16 protein-coding genes are annotated in these 19,888 nt (G+C 59.1%); 4 read left to right on the top strand and 12 right to left on the bottom strand.

What is annotated here, in order from left to right:
- Nucleotide 1: 1 nt before the first annotated feature.
- On the bottom strand, nt 2–1,102 hold the full coding sequence (gene tgt, locus C8D82_RS10645; RefSeq protein ID WP_116884271.1) for a tRNA guanosine(34) transglycosylase Tgt: 1,101 nt from the start codon (nt 1,100–1,102) through the stop codon (nt 2–4).
- Between the two features lie 23 nt (nt 1,103–1,125).
- Nucleotides 1,126–1,677, bottom strand: coding sequence for a DJ-1 family glyoxalase III (locus tag C8D82_RS10640; protein WP_165833008.1), 552 nt, complete (start codon nt 1,675–1,677; stop codon nt 1,126–1,128).
- 117 nt (nt 1,678–1,794) lie between these two features.
- Between C8D82_RS10640 and xerD the strand changes: the two genes are divergently transcribed.
- The gene (gene xerD / locus C8D82_RS10635) at nt 1,795–2,679 is read left to right on the top strand and encodes a site-specific tyrosine recombinase XerD (protein ID WP_165833007.1); all 885 of its coding nucleotides are present in this window, start codon (nt 1,795–1,797) and stop codon (nt 2,677–2,679) included.
- 38 nt (nt 2,680–2,717) lie between these two features.
- On the opposite strand, the gene C8D82_RS10630 is transcribed toward xerD, so the two are convergent.
- The 4 genes from C8D82_RS10630 to ribF all read right to left on the bottom strand — a co-directional run bounded on the left by C8D82_RS10630 (nt 2,718) and on the right by ribF (nt 8,112).
- Nucleotides 2,718–5,516 carry a hypothetical protein gene (locus C8D82_RS10630; protein ID WP_116884268.1) on the bottom strand — a complete coding sequence of 933 codons (2,799 nt, stop codon included), beginning with the start codon at nt 5,514–5,516 and terminating at the stop codon, nt 2,718–2,720.
- 132 nt (nt 5,517–5,648) lie between these two features.
- Nucleotides 5,649–6,026, bottom strand: a complete 378-nt coding sequence (acpS, locus tag C8D82_RS10625) for a holo-ACP synthase (protein WP_116884267.1) — start codon at nt 6,024–6,026, stop codon at nt 5,649–5,651.
- On the bottom strand, nt 6,023–7,138 hold the full coding sequence (locus C8D82_RS10620) for a MerR family transcriptional regulator (protein WP_116884266.1): 1,116 nt from the start codon (nt 7,136–7,138) through the stop codon (nt 6,023–6,025). The genes acpS and C8D82_RS10620 overlap by 4 nt, the downstream gene beginning before the upstream one ends.
- Nucleotides 7,135–8,112, bottom strand: coding sequence for a riboflavin biosynthesis protein RibF (gene ribF, locus C8D82_RS10615; protein ID WP_165833006.1), 978 nt, complete (start codon nt 8,110–8,112; stop codon nt 7,135–7,137). Before ribF ends, C8D82_RS10620 begins: the two co-directional genes overlap by 4 nt.
- A gap of 86 nt (nt 8,113–8,198) precedes the next feature.
- Between ribF and coaD the strand changes: the two genes are divergently transcribed.
- Both coaD and C8D82_RS10605 read left to right on the top strand, forming a co-directional pair.
- Complete coding sequence (gene coaD, locus C8D82_RS10610) at nt 8,199–8,696, top strand: pantetheine-phosphate adenylyltransferase (protein ID WP_116884264.1); 498 nt, start codon at nt 8,199–8,201, stop codon at nt 8,694–8,696.
- Nucleotides 8,689–9,153, top strand: a complete 465-nt coding sequence (locus C8D82_RS10605) for a YceD family protein (RefSeq protein WP_116884263.1) — start codon at nt 8,689–8,691, stop codon at nt 9,151–9,153. The genes coaD and C8D82_RS10605 overlap by 8 nt, the downstream gene beginning before the upstream one ends.
- A gap of 194 nt (nt 9,154–9,347) precedes the next feature.
- On the opposite strand, the gene C8D82_RS10600 is transcribed toward C8D82_RS10605, so the two are convergent.
- Both C8D82_RS10600 and C8D82_RS10595 read right to left on the bottom strand, forming a co-directional pair.
- Nucleotides 9,348–10,343, bottom strand: a complete 996-nt coding sequence (locus C8D82_RS10600) for a lysophospholipid acyltransferase family protein (RefSeq protein ID WP_116884262.1) — start codon at nt 10,341–10,343, stop codon at nt 9,348–9,350.
- Between the two features lie 145 nt (nt 10,344–10,488).
- A complete protein-coding gene (locus C8D82_RS10595; RefSeq protein WP_116884261.1) occupies nt 10,489–11,199 on the bottom strand; it encodes a type II secretion system protein in 711 nt (236 codons plus the stop codon).
- A gap of 214 nt (nt 11,200–11,413) precedes the next feature.
- On the opposite strand from C8D82_RS10595, the gene C8D82_RS10590 reads away from it, so the two are divergent.
- A complete protein-coding gene (locus C8D82_RS10590; protein ID WP_116884260.1) occupies nt 11,414–12,106 on the top strand; it encodes a prepilin-type N-terminal cleavage/methylation domain-containing protein in 693 nt (230 codons plus the stop codon).
- A gap of 49 nt (nt 12,107–12,155) precedes the next feature.
- Here C8D82_RS10590 and C8D82_RS10585 read toward each other — a convergent pair whose 3' ends face one another.
- The 4 genes from C8D82_RS10585 to C8D82_RS10570 form a co-directional block, all read right to left on the bottom strand.
- Nucleotides 12,156–12,560: a WbuC family cupin fold metalloprotein gene (locus C8D82_RS10585; protein WP_116884259.1), complete on the bottom strand. Its 405-nt coding sequence runs from the start codon at nt 12,558–12,560 to the stop codon at nt 12,156–12,158.
- A gap of 493 nt (nt 12,561–13,053) precedes the next feature.
- Nucleotides 13,054–14,586 (bottom strand): alpha-isopropylmalate synthase regulatory domain-containing protein, encoded by a 1,533-nt coding sequence (locus tag C8D82_RS10580; protein WP_116884258.1) that lies wholly within the window; start codon nt 14,584–14,586, stop codon nt 13,054–13,056.
- Between the two features lie 387 nt (nt 14,587–14,973).
- Nucleotides 14,974–18,897: a rhamnogalacturonan lyase family protein gene (locus tag C8D82_RS10575; RefSeq protein ID WP_116884257.1), complete on the bottom strand. Its 3,924-nt coding sequence runs from the start codon at nt 18,895–18,897 to the stop codon at nt 14,974–14,976.
- Between the two features lie 13 nt (nt 18,898–18,910).
- The gene (locus C8D82_RS10570) at nt 18,911–19,681 is read right to left on the bottom strand and encodes a DUF1559 family PulG-like putative transporter (protein ID WP_116884256.1); all 771 of its coding nucleotides are present in this window, start codon (nt 19,679–19,681) and stop codon (nt 18,911–18,913) included.
- Nucleotides 19,682–19,888: the final 207 nt, after the last annotated feature.

Here is a 19,888-nt window from a genome sequence, read left to right as displayed (position 1 = left end):
CCTACCGCGCCTGGAACTCGCGGCGCAGCAGGTCGAAAGTACCCTCCTCGATCGAGGTGCGGATGCGCCTCATCAGGTTGATGAAGTAGTGAAGATTGTGCATCGTGACCAGCCGGACGCCGAGAATTTCGCCGACGTTGAACAAATGGCGGATATACGCTTTGGTGAAGTTCCGGCAGGCGTAGCAGGTGCATTGCGGGTCGATCGGCGTGAAGTCCTTCGCATACCGCCCGGCCTTGACCGGGATGGTGTCGTTGCCGATGAAGGCGGAGCCGTGCCGGGCGAGCCGGGTCGGCATCACGCAGTCGAACATATCCACGCCGCGCGCAACGCTTTCAACGATCTGGCGCGGAGTGCCGACACCCATCAGATAGCGCGGCGCGTTTTCCGGCAGGTGCGGCGCGGCGGCGTCGACGGCGGCCATCATCTCCGGCTCGGATTCCCCGACTGAAACCCCGCCGATCGCGTAGCCGTCGAACCCGATCCCGACGATGCTTTTCGCCGCCTGTTCCCGCAGGTCAGGAAAGACCGAACCCTGCACGATCCCGAAGCGGATCTGGCCGTCGTTCAGCGGCTGTTCGCGGGACATGCGCTCCCAGCGGGTGGTGATCGCCAGCGATTTCTCCGCCTGCTGCCGGGTGGCCGGATAGGGGGTGCATTCGTCGAACGCCATCACGATATCCGAGTCGAGGGTGCGCTGGATGCGCATCGATTCGACCGGCCCGAGGAAAAAGCGGGTGCCGTCGATGTGGGAGGCGAACCGCACCCCGTCCGGCTCCATCTTGCGCAGTCCGGTCAGGCTGAACACCTGAAAACCGCCGGAGTCGGTCAGGATCGACCGGTTCCAGTTCTCGAATCTGTGCAGTCCGCCCGCCGCGGCGATGATCTCCATGCCGGGGCGCAGAAAGAGGTGGTAGGTGTTGCCGAGGATGATCTGCGCGCCCAGCTCCTCAAGCTCGGCGGGCGACATCGCCTTTACGGTGGCGCGGGTGCCGACGGGCATGAAAACCGGGGTTTCGATCACGCCGCGGCGGGTGGTCAGGCGTCCCCGGCGCGCGGCGCTGGCGGAATCCTTTTTCAGAAGTTCAAATATTCCGGGCATGGTTTCTCCGATCCGGGCTGCATTTACAGTTCGATGAACATTGCGGCATAGGCCGCGGCGATCTCCTGCCGGGATTTGCCCAGAGCGGCGGCCAGCTTCGCGGCGAATGCGAATACCGCCCCCGGTCCCTTGCCGGTGACCACGCGGCCGTCGCATTCGGCAAGCTCCCCGGTCGGGGTCATGCCGCCGAGGTACTGCTCAAAGCCCGGATACATCGTGAAGCGTCTTCCGGCCAGGAGCCCCGCCCGGGCCAGCACGATCGGGGCGGCGCAGATCGCGGAGACGACGCCCCCTTCGCGGTCGACCCGGCGAACCAGCTCCAGCACGGCTTCGGAGTGCAGCAGATTCGTCGCCCCCGGCATTCCGCCGGGCAGGAAAACACCGTCACAAGGCTCTCCGCCGCACTTTTCCAGCAAAGCGTCGGCCTTCACCGTGAAGCCGTGGGCGCCCGCCGGTTCCAAAGAGTCCAGACCGGCGACAGTCACGTCGATATTCAGCCGGCGCAGCACATCCGCGACGGCAATCGCCTCGGTTTCCTCGAAACCGCCGGCAAGAATCATCAGAACTTTCATCATTCCTCCCCCCGGAAAAATTTGCATTTCCCGGCAATACGGATTATTTTGTGAATTCATATTTTTACGTTGTATACTATATAACCATAACGCGACTCTGGCAATATGTTCGACCGGGATTTGAATCTTTTTATCGATTACCTCGTAACCGAGCGGGGACTCAGTTCCAATACCACCGCGGCTTACCGCAGTGACCTGGAGGAATTTCGCGACTGGCTGACGGAGCGCGGTTTCAAAGAGTGGAGCCAGGTCGACCGCGAAGCGATCCTCGATTATCTCGACGCCGAACGCGATCTGGGGCGGGAAACCGCCACACTGGCCCGGCGGCTGGTCGCGGTCAAAATGCTGAGCCGCTTCCTGACGGAAGAGGGCATCCTGAAAAAGGATGTGACCGCCGTGATGGATTCGCCGAAACTGTGGCGCATCCTGCCGGACTTCCTGTCGGAAGCGGAGGTGGACGCCTTCCTGAAAGCCTTCCCCGCCTCTGTGAAGGAGCCGTTCGAGATGCGCAACCGCGCCATTCTGGAGGTGCTGTACTCCTCCGGGCTGCGGGTCAGCGAACTGGCCCGGCTGCCGCTGACCGCCGTGGATTTCGACAACGAATTGCTGCGGGTGGTCGGCAAAGGCAGCAAAACCCGGATCGTGCCGATCGGCAAAGTCGCGCTGCGCACGCTGCGGCGCTATCTGGCCGACGTGCGGCCGCTGCTGGCGGAGAAAAATCCGCGTTCTCCCTATGTGTTTCTCTCCAAAAGCGGCCGTCCGCTGAACCGGGAATGGATCTGGAATGTGGTGAAAGTCGCCGCCGCCCGCGCCGGCATCCATAAGAATATCCACCCGCACACGCTGCGCCACTCCTTCGCCAGCCACCTGCTCGCCCACGGCGCCGACCTGCGCGTCATTCAGGAAATGCTGGGCCATGCCGACATCAGCACCACCGAAATCTACACCCACATCGACTCCAACCGCCTCGCCGCAATCCATCACAAATTCCATCCGCGCGGCTGAAAAACGTCAGGCCGGTTCATGAACTCCCGGCAGAAAGGCTATTCTTCCGCCTCGACCTCGTCATCCTCAACCAATTCGGCCGGAGGATTCAGCAGCGTGACCTGCTCGCCGAGGCGGAAGGTGGTGTTGCTGATCAGGCGATGGCTCATTTCCGGCAGGATTTTGACCGGCACGTTGGAGTCGAGCGTCACGTCGAGCGAACCGTCGTCCAGCTTTTCCCACTTCACTTTCAGCCTGCCGCGGGCCATGGTCAGCGTCCCCTCCGCCCAATCCACCAGATTGAGGGCGGGATTGAAGTAGATCACGGAGTGACCGGCTTCGGCGATCCGGATACCCAGCACCTCGCGCAGCAGGAAGATATTCGGCGACACGCAGGAGCCGTCCGAAAACTTGGTCGGAGCGGGGTCCTTGCTGTCCAGAGAAATGCGCCATGCGCCGGATTCGTCGCAGAGCCGCCGCTCCCAGTAATCGCGGAAATACCGGAACGCCCAGTCCCGCTGGCCGATCGCAAACAGCATCTCCATGAACAGGAAATGGAAGTAGGGGTGCTGCGACTCCGAACTGCGGTCGAAGGGCGGATCGTAGTTGAAGAAAGAGTAGAAAAAGTGTTCAAACGATTCCAGCGAAAGCACTCCGCCGAACATCGCGCAGAAATTCGCGAAGAGATTGTGATCCGGTTCGCGCTTTTGCGAAAGCGGCCAGCGGCTGAACAGCTCCACTTCCGGATCGTAGTTGTACGCCGTCAACTGCTGCGCAATTTTCTGGGCAAGCCGGATACAGTGGTAAGCGGAATCAGGCAGCTCCACCACCCGGTATACATCGGCGGCGGAGAGCAGGAACCGGCAGAACATCGCATTCAGATAGGTCGGAATATCCCCTTCCTGAAACTCTCCGTAACTCAGGCGGCTGTGCAGCCCGAACCGGGTTTCGACGTCGACCAGCAGGCCGGTCTCCTCATCCAGCATCGCCTCGAAATACTCCCGGGTCAGGTCGAGCGCGGAAACCGACCGCTCCAACTCCACGCGGTTCGCGCTGAACCGGTAGTTGTAGAAGATCCAGATCGGCAGGAAAAACAGATGGTGAATCTGGGAAGCGTGGCGCACTCCGTAGGTCAACGCCGGAATATCGCCGTTCTCCAGCTGCGCATCGATGAACTGCCGCAACCGGGCGGTCATATAGTCGAAGTCGCCGAACACGGCCGCCATGTTGACCGCATCGATATAGGCGTCCAGCATATAGCAGTCGTGATCGGGGCGGGATTCCGACAACGGCACGAAAGCGGCCGAACGCCGCAGCGTCTGCCGCCCCACCTCCCAGAAACGGTTCAACAGCGCATCGGAGGAGCTGAAGGTGCACTCGCGCCGTTCCAGCCGGTACAGTTCCTCGAAGATGATATTGTCCACAGTGATCCGGCGCGACGCCTTGCGCACACTCACCATCACATAAAAACAATCACCGGGAATGCAGGTCAGATAGTCATTCCGTCCGGCCCGGCAGATCAGCGTGCCGGTTCCTTTCACCTGCTCTCCGCTGCTGATGAATCCGCGGCTGTTGCGCCGCATTCCCAAAGTAATATCGACGATATCGCCGGCGGAAGCATCAATGGTCAGCCGCGCAAAGCCGTAGCGCAGCGTATCAAGCCTGAACAGTACATAATCGCAGCTTCCAAGCGATTTGGCCGGCGACGGATCGCTCTCAAAGCGGCAGCTGTTCAATACGCTGGCCGGATCGGTCAGATCGCCGAGATGCGGCAGATAGCTGGTCACCTGAAGGCGGGTAAAATTCAACGACGGGGTAGCCTCGGCGAGCGTGAGCTTCAAAGGGCCGACCGTGCTCCATGCCGGAGCCGTGGTGTCTACCATATCCTGATAAATACGCAGCTCGCGCCCGAATTCCGTATCCGGGAAAATAATCAGGAACCCCATGGAGTGACGGCTCGGATTCTGGATCAGCAGCAGCCGGTTCCAGCCCGGCTCCAGCAGCAGGAGATCATCCTCTCCGCACCGGCACGCCGCGTCCGCCGCCAGCCGGTTGTTGCAGAACAGCTTGAACGGGTCGTCGGTAAACAGCTTGACCGGCAGCTCCTGCGCCTCTTCACAGAAGAGATAGGTCGCGGCAGCATAGGTTTCTCCGCTCTCCCCGGCGGCACGCTTGAACAGCACCTGCGTCCAATTCGGTTCGCCGCCCACCTTGCCATGCTCCTCGACTGTGAAGGCGGGGTGCTCATCGTTGATCGAGGGCGGCGGCAGCGGATGCAGTTCCAGCCGCGCTCCGAATTCTCCGACCGGCTTCGACCAATCCGGATGCGTCCAGGTCGAATCCGGCAGAAACATCTGATTGATCCAGTTTTTCGGCATCAGCTCGGCGTTCAGGTACTGGGTCATGCCGAGTCCCGGCGAGATGCGCGGACGGTTGCCGCAGCAGCTTCCGCCGTCGTGAATGAACCAGCTGCGGTCGCTGCGGAGGATTTCCTGCCCGGAACTTTCCACCTGACACCACAGGCCCGGCACCCGGCGGTTCCGGCTCTCCGGATCACTCGTGTAATAGACCTGCACCGCGATCACGTTGATGCCGGATTCCAGGTAATAGGTAATGTCGTGCTGGTCGATATAGCTGGTTCCGCAATTCTGGTGGGCGCGCGGACCGAAGCCGGCGAAACGCCCGTTCACGAACAGCAGATAATTGCAGTTCGCACTGATCCAGAGATTGGTTTCAAGCCCGACGCTGGAGCACACGAACTCCTTGCGCATCAGAAGATAACTGTCCGGCCGGTCGGCCAGCGACTGCTTCCAGATCCATTCCCCGTAAATTTGACTCGGCAGTTTCACCATTCCCATAAAGCCACCTCCCTGCGTTGCCCGCAAAACGGATCCGGATTGCCAATTCGTAATCTTAATATAATTATGTCGCAGAAACCGGAGTTTGTCAAGCTCTCCGAATCACTTTTATCGATTAATTTTTAATAGTGATTACTGTTCAAAAATTACCACGGCCACCGCATAGCCCGTTTCGTGGCTGATCGACACCAGGAAACGGCCGCCGCCCCGGGATGCGGCGAACGCGGCCGCCGCCCCGGAAAGCCGCAGTTCCGGCGCTCCATTTTCCCCGTTGACCACCTCAAGATCGGTTAGCGAACAGTGTTTGCCGATGCCGCACCCCAGCGCTTTGGCGGCGGCCTCCTTGGCGGCCCAGCGTCCGGCATAAAACGTCACATCATCCCGACGGCGCTTTCCTTCCGCAATCTCGGCCGGCGTACAGGTGTGTTCACGGAATGCGTCGGGATACTTCTCCAGCATCCGCGCAATCCGGGCGATCTCGACGATGTCGGTTCCGAGTCCGGCAATCATGGCACAGGAGTTTCCGCCGTTTTTTCCGAAGCGCTTTCTCCGTTGCGGAGCCGTTCCAGCTCGGCAATCCGCGCGCGCAGCTGCTCCAGCTCTCCCCGGCGCCGCTCCAGCTCAAGCCGGGCCTTCTCCGCCTCATCCTGTTTGGCCGAGCCGGCCTTTTCGACAGCGGCTTTCAACTCTTTTTCATGCTCGGCGGCGATCCGGCGCAGCTCCTGCTGCTGCTTGCGGGCGAACTCCTCCCTGAGACGGATCGCGTCGGCCTCGGCCCGGGAGGCTGCGTCCGCTTCCAGCTTTTTCAGCTGGGTTTCAAAAACCCGGCGCTGCTCCGAAAGCTCCTGATTGAGCCTGCTGACCGACTCCTTGAAATCCGCCCGGGATTTATCCAGCAGCACCGCCAGCTCCGCCGCCTGTTTTTTCGCCTCCGCGTCACGTTGGCGCCGTTCTTCCCCGAGCCGGTCGATCTGCCCGGCCAGTTCGCCGTTTTTGCGGTTCAATTCCGCGGCGGCGACGGCGGCTTTCCGGTCGTTTTCGCGCATCTTGCCGTAGAAGCCCCACACGGCGGCGGCCAGCAGCAAAAGCAGCGCCAGGCCGCCGACCAATGCAACGACGGTCAGCGTCCACATCCGGCGGGTCAGCCGCTCGCGTTCCCGCTCCACCGCTTCAAAACGCCTGGCCAGCTCACTGAACTCCTGCGAAAACTTCGCACTCATCTCATCGAACGCCGGGCGCAGGATCGGCAGCGCCTCTCCCGGATTGAATGGGGCATTCCCGCCCGTCACCGCCGGGACCTGGCTCTCCGCCGGAGTTTCCGCGGCTGCGGCGGGCTCCGTCCCCTGCCCGGCGCTTTCGCCGGAAGCGGCGACTTCGGGGCGGATGCCGTAACGGGCAGCCAGCTGCTGCTCGATTTCAAAGGAGCTCATGCCGGAATTGCGCATCCCGGAAATTTCCTTCAAGATGTTCAGCGATTTTTCCGAATAATATTTGCGCTTGCCGCGGATTTCGGCTTCGAGATAGTCGTTATAGCGGGCGAGCCAGTCGTTGATCGTGCTGCGCGGCAGGGCGAGCTCGACCGAGAGATCGCTGGCAAGATAACGTTTCGTTTCGCCGGTCATGCCTGTTTTCCTTCCTGTGCCTGTCGTTGTGCGAAAAATTCCCGGATGCGGACAAGATCGCGGTCGATCTGGAGCTTCAGCTCCTCCGGGCCGGTAAAGGTGCGCTCCTCGCGCAGATGATGCAGAAATTCCACGCCCAATTCCGAACCGTACAGGTTGCCGGTGTAGTCGAGCAGATGAATTTCCACGCGCCGCCGTGCCTGTTCCCATCCGAAAGTCGGACAAAGCCCCACATTGATTGCAGCCGGATAGAGCCTGCCGTCACGTACCGCACACCCGGCGTAAACGCCGTCGGGCGGCAGCACCCCCGCCTTGAAATCCAGATTGGCGGTCGGGCAGGAGAGCCGGCTGGTCGCCGCCCCGTATCCGTATTCGACCACGCCGGTCAGCCGATAGGGGCGGCCGAGCATTTCGGCGGCCGTGTCGAGCCGCCCCGCCGCGATCGCCCGGCGGATGACGCTGGAGCTGACGGTTTCGCCGCCGATCTCCAGTTCGGGGCAGGCAGTGAAATCGAGTCCGCGGCTCCGGGCGTATTCACGCAGCAGCGCGGAGTCGCCGCAGCCGCCGCGGCCGAACCGCCACCGTTCTCCGACGCAGATTCCGGCCAGCCGGAATTCCGGGCACTCCAGCAGCCGGCGCAGAAACTCCTCCGGCTCCAGCCGCGCGAATTCGGCGGTAAAACGAACCACCAGCACCAGTTCCGCCCCCGCCTCGCGCAGCAGCCGGATCCGTTCGGAGAGCGGCACCAGCAGCGTCGGAGCTTCAGTCGGATGCAGCACCGCGCGCGGATGCGGATCGAAAGTCATCGCCGCCGGAACCGCTCCGTTACGCTTCGCCTGCCTGACCAGTTCGCTGATGATCCGCCGGTGGCCGAGGTGCACGCCGTCGAAGACCCCGATCCCGAGCGCCAGCCGGGGCGCGCAGGCCGTGTCGAAGCCGTTTCCGGCGATGCTGAATTTCAGGATATCGTTCACCTCAAACCGTCCCGGTATTGAATTTCCGTCATATCTGTCGTATATTAAAATACACTGTCATCAACGTCACGTCAACAGGAAATGCGATGAAAACCGTACTCTATCCCGGATCGTTCGATCCGTTTACCAATGGACACCGCGATCTGGTGGCCCGCGCCGGACTGTTGTTCGACCAGGTGATCGTCGCCGTCGCGGTCAATTCCGAGAAATCCCCGATGTTCACATTGGAAGAACGCAAGGAGCTGATCGAAAAAAGCTGCGCGGACCTTCCCCACGTCAAGGTGGTCGCGTTCCGCGGACTGGTGGTCGATGCGATCGAGAAATACAACGCCCAGGCGGTGTTGCGCGGACTGCGCGCCTTTTCCGATTTTGAATACGAGCTGCAGATGGCATTGATGAACCGCAGCCTGCGGCGCGAATGCGAAACCATCTTCATGATGCCGACGCTGGAAAACTCCTACGTCGCCTCCCGGCTGGTCAAGGAGGTCGCCGCGCTGAAAGGCAACTACCGGCAGTACGTGCCGGAGGTGGTGGCCGAGGCGATCGAAGCCAAACTTGCGGAAAGGCGCGGCGGCAATGATTAAGTTTTCCGTCGCCCGGCTGGAAAAGGAACCGATCGAATTGACCGGCTCCGAACCGGCGGAGTTTCTCGAAATCGAGCCCGGCGAACTGCTCGCCGTCTCCGCACCGGTGGAATACGACCTGAATCTGAAAGCCGTCTCCGGCGGCGCACTGGTCGAAGGCCAAGTCAGCACGGAACTCTCCGGCATCTGCGGCCGCTGTCTGGAACCGGTCACCCGGCACGTCAAAAACGACGGCATCTGTCTTTTTCTGGAGCTCGGCGATCAGGATGAAATGGACATCTCCGAGGAGATCCGCGCCGAAATGCTGCTGGAACTCCCGATGACGCTGCTCTGCTCGGACGACTGCGCCGGCCTCTGCCCGGTCTGCGGCTGCAACCTCAACAAAACCTCCTGCAACTGCGCCGAACCGCCTTCCGGCCCGAGCTGCTGGGACGCACTCGACAATCTCCAGCTGTAACCGCACAGCCACGCCGGGATTTCTCCTTTGGCGCCCAAAGCGCCTTTGGAATCCGGCCGGGCAGCACCCGGTGGCAAGTTCCGCCGACAGACCAGATAAAACCGTACCCGGCACCTTGCCGGTCGGAGCCGAACGTCGGCTTCGGTAACCGGGCGAAACGCCCCGAGCCGCCGGAGGCATCCCCCCCTCGGAGGTCATTCCTGATTGGCGCGCATGAAGTGATTGCTGGCCATTTTTGCGTAAAACGGGTATTTGGCCTTGAGTTCGTCGGTCGCTCCCTGCGGAATATACTGGAAGCGGCGGTAAAACCAGAGATACTGGTCGGGATATTTACGGATGAACTCTTCGGACATATCCATCAGCGCCTGCAGCACTTCGACTTCGTCCTTGTATTCATGGAACGGCTTGGGGAGATAGGCGGAATGCGCGTAGACTTTGCCGTCGGCGTGGCGGACACTGGTTCCATAGATGATCACGGCGGGAATGTCATGGGCGTCGCAGTAGCTTTTGAGATTGGCGGGAGCGGTGCTGCTGGCGACGGGAATATTGAAAAAGTTCACGAAGGTGCCGCCGTAGCGGCCTTTGGTGTTCTGGTCGATCAGGGTGCCGACGCCGCGCCCGGATTTCAGGGCTTTGATCGCGGCGCGGACAGCGCCTTCGGAAAAGATGATTTCGAGTCCCGGCACCTTTTCCCGGTTGCCCTGATTGAACAGGCGGTTGATGTAGTAGTTGCGGATGGGGCGGGCGATCGCGACCATTTTCACGCCGGCGTAAAACGGAGCCATCACACCGGAGGCTTCCCAGCTGCCGAGATGCGGGTTTACGAAGATGATGCGCTCATTGCGTTCGACATGGCCTTTGAGCCGCTCGGTGACGTCCGGAGGCAGCACGTAGCAGCGCCGGATCCGTTCCGGCTTGCCGTCGAGCCAGATGAATTCAAGCATGTTGAAAGCGAGATTGCGCAGCGATTCCCGACCGATTTCCGCCACCTTTCCGGCGGAAAGTTCCGGCATGGCGGCATGGATATTGGCCCGCACGACCTTGCGGATCATCGGTACAAGATTCATCACATTGCCGATCAGAAGCCCCAGGCCGCGGACAACGGGATAAGGCAATATCCGGATCAGCCGGTAGGGAATCAGAATCCCCGCATACTCGATCCGATACCTGATATCGCGCCAAACCTTCATATCCGTTTCCTTTCATTACAAAATCGCATGAAAAGGAATTTACACCGGAAACCCCGATTTGTCCAGCGCCGCCCCTCCGGAAACCAGAGATTTCAAACAAAACAAAAGGGGCGGCAACCGCCGCCCCGTGAAGTCAGATCAGCTATCAATCCCAACTGGTAACATCGTCATCCGTCTTATCTCCGCCCGTAAGAACATTTTTCCCATCATTTCCGGTTCCATTGGGTCCCCAGGAATAGACGATAGCCTTGCTGGAAATAATTTTGTTATCATCGCTTGGCTTGGGAATCCCATCAGAAAAATTCGTATTGATCAGAATGACATAGCGATTTCCCCAGGGATCCCGCCACATCTGTTTGCGGTTAGCTTCCTCAACTCCATCAATCGTATCATCCAATCCTTTGGAAGGATCATATTTAGGACGTGGATCTAAAAATTTCACTCTACGCTTGTTGATATTCAGGTTATCGGAATTGGTCACAACTTGGGGAGCCGTTAATTCCAAGATAAAATTGTCATAAACAACATTCGTCTTCTTGTTCTTATCCTGATCTTTGCTGTCTCCCAATTGAATATATTTGTACTCAGTTCCTCCTGCCGTTTTACTCGATTCCGAAACAGTGTCACTACTTCCTCCAAAACGATAAGAAGTGCCACTGCCGCTCACCATCCGGTTATAAGTATTTTCAACATTTTTCAACGCAGTCAGAATACTTGCCATATCGGCTTTGGCCTGAGTAATTCGTCCTTTCTGTTGAGCACTCATCACCGCCGGCAGAATCAGGCCGGCCAACAACACAATAATGCCGATTACAACGAGCAGCTCAATAAGCGTAAAATTTTCACATTTCTTCATAGTTTACCTTCTCAACTATTTTCCACCGCATCCGGTGAGTGTTTCCGTTCCTAATTGATATAGTAAATGTTTCGGAGGCGTTTTTCAAATTTTAAACGGCTTTTTTTGTGAAAAATACATGATTCTCCTCATTTGGACTTGAAAAATCCCCATCAATCCACTAGTTTATCAATGTAAGGTCCGTACCGATAATTTTCACTGAAAGGGTGATTTTATGAAAATCAAGCGTTCCAATTTCACGATTATTGAGCTGCTCACGGTAATCGCAATTATTGCGATTCTGGCAGGATTGCTGATGCCAGCGATTCAAGGAGCACGTGAAAAAGCCAAAACTGCAGCTTGCTTGAGTAATCAAACACAGACAGTTAAATTTATCAAGGATTATATGGCAGCCAATGATGACTTTTTAAAATCCGGTACTGCAGAAGATTCAACTTGGTCTCGAATTTTGTTTGATAAAAATATCATCAAGGATTCCAAAGTACTCCGTTGCCCCTCTTTGATTTACTCATCTGCTAACGGAACTACCCAAGCTGAAATCAAAAATGAACTTGCTCATGTTTACGGTGTAGGTTATACAACCAATACAGATGGGTTTGATTTTCGCGGCACAAAATATCTTACCAACCAAGACGGAGATTCCATTTCCCCCAATATGTTGATTCTTGGCGGCTGCTCTGGTAAGGCGCAGGATAATGCAACAGCAATCATGAGTTTTAAATCCGGTGATACCACTGGTGGTGCCCCCATCGGTATTCATCAAAAACAAGCTAATTTCTTCTTTTTGGATGGACACGTGGAGACACTCAACCAGGAAGTGATGAAAAAGAAATATTATCCTTTAAGCACTGTTACTTCCACAGCAAAAGGTGGAGCGGATTTCATTACTAATACCAGTAAATTTTAATTCCGATCAGTGTTTAAAGAAGTAAAAATCTTTCATTGATATTTTAAATTTACGGCAATACACCGGTAAACGGTGCCTTTTCCTCGGCGGTGAGCGGGGCGTAGGGGCCGTATTTGACCTCCATTGCGCAGGCGGGAGTCAGAGCTACGAAATTGTGCCAGACGGCGGCGGGGATTTCGACGATTTTCGTGTCTTCGCCCAGTATGACCTTTTCCAGCACATTGCCGTCGTCATCGTAGGTATAGGCGGCAATCTTTCCCTCCAGAATCGTGAAAAGCTCCCATTTCGCCATGTGGCGGTGCGGAGCAATCACGGTATCCGGCTGGCAGACCACCAGCAGCCGGTTCGTCGGGTCATCCGTGGATTCGTGCAGGTTGAAGTGGGTCCGGCGGCGCGGGCTGGCGGCGGCTTCCTTGAGCAATTCGGCGATTTTGGCGTTATCGACTGTTTTCATGATGTTTTTCTCCTATGGTGATTTTCTTAACGTACCACGGGAAACGGCTGCTTTCAACCGCGAAAAGGAGGAAAAGGGCAGCTGTTGTCTTTTACCGGATACCGTCACATGCGGCTGAGTAATCAGAAGCAAAGCGCAGGGGGAAGCCTGCCGTTTTGAAGGCAGGCGGGTCTGCCCGCCCTGTCGGATGGCAGACCTTGTGCGCTACGCGGCCTGATTTTCAATCGCATCTCCGGTAGCTGGGCGCTACGCGGCGGCAAGGTGCCGCTGCCGTGACTGTCTTCGACGACAAGGGCACTTCGTCCCTTGCCCCAACCGGCAACGTGCCGGTGCGGTAAAACGCACATAGAGCCAATCCACCCCATTATTAATACCCCCGGTTTTGTAATTTTTACGCAGTAAAAATTCAAAACCGTACCCGCCACCGGGTGCTACCCGGTCGGGGGGTCCGGGGGGCGAAGCGCCCCCGGCCGCCGGAGGCATCTCCCACGGCTTATCGCGGGACGACCAGATTCAGCATCTTTTCCGTCGCCAGCACGGCGGCGACCAGCTGGTCGGAGTCGATGCCGGTCGTGACCAGCGATTTTCCTTTGGTATCCCAGGTAATAGTGGCCTCCACGAGGGCGTCGGTCTTGCCGCCCGGCGGGATGCGGACTTCATAATCCAGCAGCCGCGGCATCGTCAGTTCAAACTGCTTCAGGCATTTGCGCAGCGCCTTCACAAAGGCGTCGTAGCCGCCGTCTCCGGTGGCGGTGGATTCGACCTGCCGACCGTCCATTTCCACTGTAACGCGCGCTTTCGGCAGCGCATTGTAACGGGTGGAAACCTCGAAATCCGTCACTTTCAGTCTGGATTCCAGCGGCGTGTGCAGCACACCGGCTATGATAAACGGCAGGTCGCTCGGCGAGACGCTCTTCTTTTTATCCCCGAGCCGGATCACCTCCTGAAGCACCTTCTTGCGGACTTCGGGATCGAGATCGAGGCCGAGGGTTTCGAGGTTCTGGTCGATCGAAGCCTTGCCGCTGAGCTTGCCGAGGGCGTAGTTGCGGTGACGGCCGAACCGCTCCGGCAGCAGCAGATTCGCGTAAAGGTTGCCCTTCTTGTCGCCGTCGGCATGAACGCCGCAGGTCTGGGTGAACACGTCGGCTCCGACCACGGGCATGTTCCACGCGCAGCGTTTGCCGGAGATGCTCTGCACCATTTCGGAAGCGTGCTGCAACTCCTTTTCCACCACCCGGATCCTGCGCCCGGTCATATCGTTCACGCAGACCGCAAGCTGGGCGAGCGGCTGGTTGCCGGTGCGTTCGCCGAGGCCGTTGATCGTGGTGTGGATGCCGTTCACGCCGGCGCGGACCGCCGCCAGACTGTTCGCGGTGACCACGCCGTAGTCGTTGTGGCCGTGGAAGTCGAGCCGCAGGTGCGGGAAGCCGCGGTAAAGCCATTCGATATAGGTGGTCACCTCGGTCGGCTCCAGCACGCCGAGCGTGTCGGGCAGCATCACCCGCTCGACCGGCAGATCCTTGATCCGGTTCAGGAATTCATAGACGTAGCCGAAACTGTTGCGCATCCCGTTCGACCAGTCCTCCAGATAGAGGTTGACCATCAGGCCCTGACTGTGGGCGTATTCGATTTCGGCGGCGACATCGTCGAAGTGGCGGGCGGGCGTTTTCTTCAACTGGACCCGGCAGTGCTCCTCCGAACCTTTGGCCAGCATGTTGATCACTTTGCCGCCGACGCTTTTGATCCAGTCGACCGAAGCGTGGTTGTCCACAAAGCCGAGAATCTCCATCTGCTCCAGACAGCCGCGATGCTCCGCCCACGCGAGGATCGCTCGGACCGCCTCCTTTTCCCCCTCCGAAACCCGGGCGGAGGCGATCTCCAGCCGGTCCACCTTCACGCGGGTCAGCAGCAGCCGGGCGATTTCCAGCTTTTCGGCGGGAGTGAACGCCACGCCGGGAGTCTGTTCGCCGTCGCGCAACGTGGTATCCATCACTTCAACGAATTGATCGGTCTTTTTCGATTTCATTTTGTTTCATCCAGCATCAGAATTTGTCCAACAAAAAAGCCATGCGTACCATCCGGGCGTGTCCGGAAGCTGCATGGCGCGTCGAAAAAAACGCTTTTATTTCAAGGAAACAAGCCTTCCGGATACGTTCAATTACGGGCCATCCCGGCAAAGCTGCCGACATGACCCTTACTAATGCCGATGGTGACGAGCATGACTCGCTTTTTCGGAACGTACCGGGCTACTCGCATTTGTTCAAACCGTCCTTATTGATTGATAACTTTTCTTAAAATAACATCTTTCCTTCAAAAATCAACCCCGAAAATCAAAAAGCACGTAAAACAGATCGTCCGGCAACGGAAGAAGTTACTTCCGCCGCCGGACGAAAAAAGCGGGACCGCTCCCCGGTCAGGGAACCGGCACCAGCTGAATATAGTCGAGGTTCAGCGGGGAACCGTCGGCATTGCCGATCTTCAAATCGGATTTGCCCGCTTTCAGCGGCAATATCAGGTTGCCCTTGTTGCGTTCGAGCGTATAACTCTGCCAGTCCGCGGCGCTTTCGCCGAAACCGCCGGTGGAGGGCAGCTCGAAGACGCCGAGCGATTCGCCGTTCAGCGTGAAGCCGCGCTTCGCATCGTCGTTGGCCGCATAGCGGACCAGCAGCTGATACTTGCCGTCCTTCGGAACATCCAGCTTCCACGCCAGTTCATGCCCCTCCTTGTCCCAGTGCGAAAAGCACTTCTTATGCACGCCGATCTTGTCGGAGCGGATCACGACCTTGCCGCCGGCCTGAGCGGTGAAATCCTCGGCTTCGGTGATGATCCCCTCGACTTTGGGCTGCGGCGGCAGCTTCACGCCGGTCGGAACCTGACCGCGCAATACGGCGCCGTCCTCCAGCGTCAGTTCCGCCCGGATCGGGGCGACGGTCTCGAACGGCTTCGTCACCTTCACCTGCGCCACCTCCAGCGCGCCGGGCTTCAGGTCGACCGCCCACTCCGACGGCGTCAGCCGGATTCCGTTGGAACCGAAAAGTTTCAGGGTTCCTTTCAGCGGCTGCTCCAGCGGCGCGCTGACCACGACCTCCAGCTCCGGCGCATTCAATTTGTCCTTGAAGTTCAAATTGAGGTTCGGCGACACGTCGGTCGGCAGATAGGTCAGGGCCGGATCGTAGATGTAGCCCATCGAATTGGCGGCGACCGTCTGCCGGTAGTTGGGGTCCTGCATCAGGCAGACCCGCCGGTCCATCGCCGGAATCGTGGTCGAATAGATCCGCAGTTCCCCGTTCGTGACCGTCAGCGCCTCCTCGCGCCAGTCGCCGAGCACGTCGGCCTGCATGATGAAACTCCCCTCGTAACCGCCGCCGGAAGCGCCGCCGCTGAAGTCGGTGATCACCGGCGAAACATGTTCGCGCTGCAGGTCGGCGTCCCAGTAGATGAAGTGTTCGGTCCCCTTGTACGGCGCATCGTCGCCGGAGCGCAGCAGCTCGCCGTCGGGAGAGTAATGGCGGCTGATCGCCGAAGTTTTCTTCTCGCCGCCGGAGGTATCCGAGCCGCCGACCTCCCACCCCCGGTAACGCGGATCGATATCGCCCGCGTAACCGTAGTGGATATGGGTGCTCGGCTTGTCCAGCTCCCAGATCACCTTGCCGGTCTTCGCATCGGCGCAGGTGAAGCCGCCCTTCACCTTGCAGGCGGTTTCATAGATCGTGACCACCTCCATGCCCGGATTGCGATTGGTGATATTGGTCACATAGACGTAGTCGGGATGGCCGTGGCCGGTGCTCCACAGCGGCTGGCCGTCGTCGTCCAGCACCGCGCCGCCGAGGACGATCTCGTCGCGGCCGTCGCCGTCAAGGTCGACGGTCCGGGTGGAGTGCGCCCCCTGCCCGTGAAATTCCCGGCCGTAGTCGCCGCTGTTGTACTTCCACAGCGGTTCGAGCCTGCCGTCCTTCAGCTGCCACGCTTCGGCCAGCATCAGGCTGTAGGTGCCGCGAAGCGCGATGATGCAGGGGGTCCTGCCGTCCAGATAGCCGATCGCGAGCTGGTTGCGCGAATAATAGTTATAGGCCATGTTCATCCCGTTGAACAGCTCCCGCGAAGGCCACGGCGCACGGGCGATCTCCCTGCCGGTCATGCCGTCGAGCACCATCACGTACTCCTCGCCGGTCATCACCTTGCCTTTGTCCTTGCCCTCCTTCTCCCGCAGGTCGCCGGCTTCGGGGTCGAACGCTTTCAGGACCACTTCGGCTTTGCCGTCGCCGTTCACGTCGTAGACGATGTAAGGGCTGTACCAGATGCCGCTTTCGATATTCCAGCCGAGATTTCTGGTCCACAGGATCGTGCCGTCACTTTTGATCGCCTCCAGCACGAACGGATGCTTCGAAGGCTTCCAGAAGAGATACCACGGATCGACATTCGCATTGCCGTAGCGCACCACGAAGTCATATTTGCCGTCGCCGTCAAGATCGCCGATGCCGATTTTGTTGACCCGCGCTTTCGGATCACTGAGCTTGTAGGAAATATAGGGGTTGCGCTCGAACTTTCCGGCGTACACCTCCGCCTCTCCCGCAGTCCCGGAGAAACCGGCGGCGGGACGCACCAGATACTTCGCCCCCGGAACCGGATTCTTCACCAGAAAATCGGTGGTCTGCATCACCGGAGCCGCATTGAGCTTCTGCTCTTTGCCATCCGCTGCGCAGAACACGTCGAAGCCGATTTTCGGGTTGTCGGAGGCGAGCAGCCGCCACGACAGATAGACCCCCTCTTCCACCGGAAGCGCCACCAGACCGCGATCCGGCTTTTCCGCCACCCGTTCTTTCGCAAAGCCCTGCACCGGGCGGTGTTCCCGCTTCGGCGGCGCAGGCGGCGCAGGAAGTTTTTCCAGCCGGAAATCATCGACGGCCAGATCGCAGTTTCCGTCCCCGATCACCCGGATGCCGATCCCGTCCCGGCCGGCGGGAACGGTCGCCACGGTCGAAAATTCTTTCCACTTTTCGGAAAGCCCGTTCAGCCCCATCCCGGCAAAGCCGTAATCGACCAGCTTCCCTTTGGTGAAGCCCATCAGCTGGACCGTCGCACCGCCGGTGCCGTCGCCGGTCTTCCGGGCCTTGCAGGAGATGCGGACCGCCTGTCCCGGAGTCACCGGAACGGTGCCGCGCAGTGTGAACGCCCAGTCCCGCTCTCCGGCGGAACGCAGCCGCGCGGTCCGGTTGCCCTGCGCCGCGTCACCGGTCACTTCCGCCGAGAAAGTCACGCCCTCGCGCGCCCAGCGGTTCCAGTTTTTCGGAGCCTGCCCGACTGCATCCTCCTCAAAGTCGGCGCCGGGGAGCTTCACCGCTTCCGGCTTCCCGGCGCGGTTGCCCTTTGAAGCCAGCTTGAAATCATCCAGAGCGAGATCGCACACGCCGTCCCCGATCACCCGGATGCTGATCCGGTCCACTCCGACGGGAATCACGAATTCGCGCTTGAACTCGCGCCACTCCTTCCCGGCGCTTCCCAGCGGAACCGACACCATCGAGAAGTCGGCCACCTTGCCGTTTTTGTAGGAAACGACCTGCAAATGGGCGTCCGGCGCCGCAGCGCCGTTGTTTTTGACCCATGCGGCCAGTTCAAAGGCATCCCCGGCTTTCACCGGCAGCGAAAGGGTGTTGTTGAACGCCCAATCCTTCACGCCGGAGGAGACGATCCGCCCCGCCTGCCTGCCGGAACGGGCGTCTTCCGTGACCGTCGCTTCGGCGCCGCCCTTTTCACGCGTCCAGAGCGTCCAGCCCTCCGGGGCCCTGCCGACCGGCGAAGCCTCGAAACCGGCGTTTTTCAGTTCCGCACTCTGCACGGCGGCGGGTATCAGTGTGAAATAATCGATATAGGGAGCCCCGGCCCCGTTCGGGTCCCGGTAATCCCCGGCGATCAGCAGCTCGATCACCTCCCCGGCTTTCAGGGCGCGGTTCGAGAAAACCGTGCCGGGGCCGGTTCTCTTTGTCCAGTTCTTCCCGCCGTCCTGAGAAATCCCGACGGTACGGGTGACCTGCGCTTTCAAATCATAATTCCCATCCTGTGCGACCGGAATCCGAAACTTCAGCACCGGCACATTCGTCCCCGGCGCGGCGTCCTCCGAAATCACATTCCCCTGCAGCACCACGCCGCCGGACCACTTTTTCATCGCATCGACATCGGTGCTCCACAGATTCCAGCGGCCCTTCTGCTGACTGTTCCGCACTACCGCTTCCGGGTTCGCCAGCACTTTTTCCGCCTCGAACCGCTGTTCGACCGGCGCAGCGGCGGCCCCGATTCCGGCGATCGCCGCAAGCGACGCCACTCCCATCCATTTTTTCATCGTTATCCTCCTCTCAATATTCACAGACCAGTTTGTCTGCTTCCCATTTGCCGTTGGTCGCTTTACATTTACGGATGTGCGAAGAACTCGCGACATTCCCGCCCAGCATCAGCAGATTGGCCCGCCCGCCGTGGCGATATCCGATCCGGCACGGATTCTCCTGTTTGGTGGTCAAATTTCCCGGATAAGTAGCAGGATTTAAGTGAGAATCGTCATTGGCATGGAATCCGCCTATATAAATCCCATCGCTGATCAGGATCACCTGGGAAGGGTTGCGGATTTTCGTAAATTTCCGAATCCGGGGATCGGAACCGTCAAATCCATCCATCGCTTTTTGCGTCCAAGTCACGCAGTAATTGGCGGCATAACTATCCCGCCGCAGCGGCGAACCGCCCCATTGCCCCTGAGTTACATCCCCGTCTCCCACCGACGGACAGCCGTTTATTCCCTTGCCGGACTCCCACTTCTCCCGTCCGGGGCTCCAAGTTGAAATTGCCCCCTGATCGATCGAGCAGACCAGCCAGCTCCCCGCCTGATTCCAGTTGAAGCCGTCCGTCTTATTCGTTCCATCCCCCGATCCCATCCCGCCATACGGGAAGATGAAGTCGTCGAATGCGGCATAATAGTTGTGCACCGCCAGTCCCCACTGCTTCAGATTGCTGACGCACGAAATCGATCTCGCCTTCTCCCGCGCCTGATTCAGCGCCGGCAGCAGCATCGCCGCCAGAATCGCGATAATCGCTATCACAACGAGCAGCTCAATAAGGGTAAAATTCCGACGCATAATGCCAAGTATGTTAAGCGGCAAGGTGCCGCCGCCGGGTGCGCACGCCAATGCCCCTTCGGGGGGCGTGCGGCTGCTGACACTGGCAGGCCTTGGTTGGTCTCCAAGACCATTTACGCGGCGCACAATAAGCGCGGTCAGCGCCGCGAACGAATGTGAGGGAATTACTTGCGGCAGCAAGTAACGAGGAACGATAGTGACGAAGCC

This window comes from Victivallis vadensis (assembly GCF_003096415.1).
Taxonomy (GTDB): Bacteria; Verrucomicrobiota; Lentisphaeria; order Victivallales; family Victivallaceae; genus Victivallis; species Victivallis vadensis.
The sequence above is the reverse complement of the archived record's forward strand: the minus strand, read 5'-3'. Positions and strand labels throughout refer to the sequence as shown.

Coding starts and splice junctions, on each gene's coding strand:
- tgt (WP_116884271.1), bottom strand. CDS start 1,102: ATGCCCGGAATATTTGAACTTCTGAAAAAGGATTCCGCCAGCGCCGCG.
- C8D82_RS10640 (WP_165833008.1), bottom strand. CDS start 1,677: ATGATGAAAGTTCTGATGATTCTTGCCGGCGGTTTCGAGGAAACCGAG.
- C8D82_RS10630 (WP_116884268.1), bottom strand. CDS start 5,516: ATGGGAATGGTGAAACTGCCGAGTCAAATTTACGGGGAATGGATCTGG.
- acpS (WP_116884267.1), bottom strand. CDS start 6,026: ATGATTGCCGGACTCGGAACCGACATCGTCGAGATCGCCCGGATTGCG.
- C8D82_RS10620 (WP_116884266.1), bottom strand. CDS start 7,138: ATGACCGGCGAAACGAAACGTTATCTTGCCAGCGATCTCTCGGTCGAG.
- coaD (WP_116884264.1), top strand. CDS start 8,199: ATGAAAACCGTACTCTATCCCGGATCGTTCGATCCGTTTACCAATGGA.
- C8D82_RS10605 (WP_116884263.1), top strand. CDS start 8,689: ATGATTAAGTTTTCCGTCGCCCGGCTGGAAAAGGAACCGATCGAATTG.
- C8D82_RS10600 (WP_116884262.1), bottom strand. CDS start 10,343: ATGAAGGTTTGGCGCGATATCAGGTATCGGATCGAGTATGCGGGGATT.
- C8D82_RS10595 (WP_116884261.1), bottom strand. CDS start 11,199: ATGAAGAAATGTGAAAATTTTACGCTTATTGAGCTGCTCGTTGTAATC.
- C8D82_RS10590 (WP_116884260.1), top strand. CDS start 11,414: ATGAAAATCAAGCGTTCCAATTTCACGATTATTGAGCTGCTCACGGTA.
- C8D82_RS10585 (WP_116884259.1), bottom strand. CDS start 12,560: ATGAAAACAGTCGATAACGCCAAAATCGCCGAATTGCTCAAGGAAGCC.
- C8D82_RS10580 (WP_116884258.1), bottom strand. CDS start 14,586: ATGAAATCGAAAAAGACCGATCAATTCGTTGAAGTGATGGATACCACG.
- C8D82_RS10575 (WP_116884257.1), bottom strand. CDS start 18,897: ATGAAAAAATGGATGGGAGTGGCGTCGCTTGCGGCGATCGCCGGAATC.
- C8D82_RS10570 (WP_116884256.1), bottom strand. CDS start 19,681: ATGCGTCGGAATTTTACCCTTATTGAGCTGCTCGTTGTGATAGCGATT.